The 1807-nt window shown below is 58.8% G+C and carries 1 protein-coding gene; it reads left to right on the top strand.

Annotated elements, in window-relative coordinates:
- The coding region (locus ACFVU7_RS45110; protein WP_388052561.1) for a condensation domain-containing protein at window positions 1-1807 on the top strand (1807 nt) is incomplete at both ends.

The following is a 1807-nucleotide window of genomic DNA, read 5'->3' as shown; positions in this document are numbered from 1 at the left end:
GTGTGGCAGGAGAGCTTTACATCGCAGGGACAGGGGTGGCCCGGGGCTATCTGAACCGGCCTGAGCTGACGGAGGAGCGTTTTCTCGATGATCCGTTTTATCCGGGCGAGCGCATGTATCAGACGGGCGATATCGCACGCTGGACAGAAGACGGCCTTGTCGAATGGCTCGGCCGTTCAGACGGACAGCTGAAAGTCCGCGGTTACCGGATTGAACCGGGGGAAATCGAAGCGGCGATCCGGCGCATCGACGGCATTCGTGAGGCGGCGGTCACCGCCCGGACCGAACACGGCGAAACCGCGCTTTACGCCTATATCGAAGGACGGGAAAGCGATGACGTGCGGGCGGAGCTTGCGACACGCCTTCCGGCCTACATGATGCCGGCTCAGTTTATAGAGATGAGCGAATGGCCGGTCACGCCGAGCGGAAAGCTTGACCGCCGCGCGCTGCCAGCTCCCGGCGGAGCGGCAGACAGACAGGCGTACACCGCCCCGCGGAACGTCACGGAAATGAAGCTTTGCGCCCTCTGGGAAGAGGTGCTGAAAAACGGCCCCGTCGGCATCCGGGATCACTTTTTTGAGCGGGGCGGCCATTCGTTAAAAGCGACGGCTCTCGTCTCCCGCATCGCCAAAGAATTCGGTGTTCAGGTGCCGTTACAGGACATCTTCGCCCGGCCGACGGTGGAAGAGCTCGCTTCGGTTATTCAGGACTTGGAAGAGAGCCCGTATGAAGCGATTCAGCCTGCGCAAAAACAGGACACCTACCCGGTGTCTTCGGCGCAGAAACGGATGTATGTGCTCCAACAGCTTGAAGACGGCGGTGTCGGCTACAATATGCCGGCTGTGCTGGAACTGACGGGCCCGCTTGACCGCGGCCGGCTGGAGAAGACGTTCCGGCAGCTTGTGGAGCGGCACGAGTCGCTCAGAACGTCCTTTGAAACGGGGCCTGACGGCGAACCGGTGCAGCGCATCCATGACAGCGTACCGTTTCAGCTGGATGAGGCCGAGTCAGCTGACGCATTCGTCCGGCCGTTTTGTCTGGAGGAAGCGCCGCTCTTCCGTGCGGCCCTCGTGAAAGAATCGGATGAACGTCATCTTTTATTAACGGATATGCATCATATTATTTCTGACGGTGTGTCCGTCAACACCTTGATTAAAGAATTCGGCGAGCTGTACGCAGGCCGTTCGCTTGCGCCGATGCGCCTTCAATATAAAGACTATGCCGTCTGGCAGCGGTCGTTTCAGGAGAAAGAAGGATATCAGAAGCAGGAAGCGTATTGGCTGAAGCGGCTAGAAGGAGAGCTTCCGGTGCTTGAGCTTCCGGCTGACAAGCCCCGTCCGGCTGTCAGAAGCTTTGCGGGCGGCAGCGTATCGTGCACGCTTGACGCTGAAACGGCATCCGGCCTTCACCGCATCGCCCGGGATCACGGCTCCACTTTGTATATGGTGCTTCTCGCCGCGTACAATACGTTACTCGCGCGATTGAGCGGGCAGGAAGACATCATCGTCGGCTCGCCAATTGCCGGGCGTCCGCACAAAGACCTTGAACCGATTCTCGGCATGTTCGTCAACACGCTGGCCATCAGAACGGAGCCGAAAGGAGACAAACGGTTTACCGATTACTTGGCGGAAGTCCGCCAGGCGGCGCTTGAAGCGTATGAGCATCAGGATTACCCGTTTGAAGAGCTTGTGGAGCAGCTCGGCGTGCAGCGGGACATGAGCCGCAATCCGCTGTTTGATGCGATGTTTATTCTTCAGAATATGGAGCGAGAGGAGATAAATCTGGCCGGTCTGAAGGCGTCACGATC

The sequence above is a fragment of the Kitasatospora sp. NPDC058046 genome (genome assembly GCF_042885595.1).
Taxonomy (GTDB): domain Bacteria; phylum Actinomycetota; class Actinomycetes; order Streptomycetales; family Streptomycetaceae; genus Kitasatospora.
The sequence above is the reverse complement of the archived record's forward strand: the minus strand, read 5'-3'. Positions and strand labels throughout refer to the sequence as shown.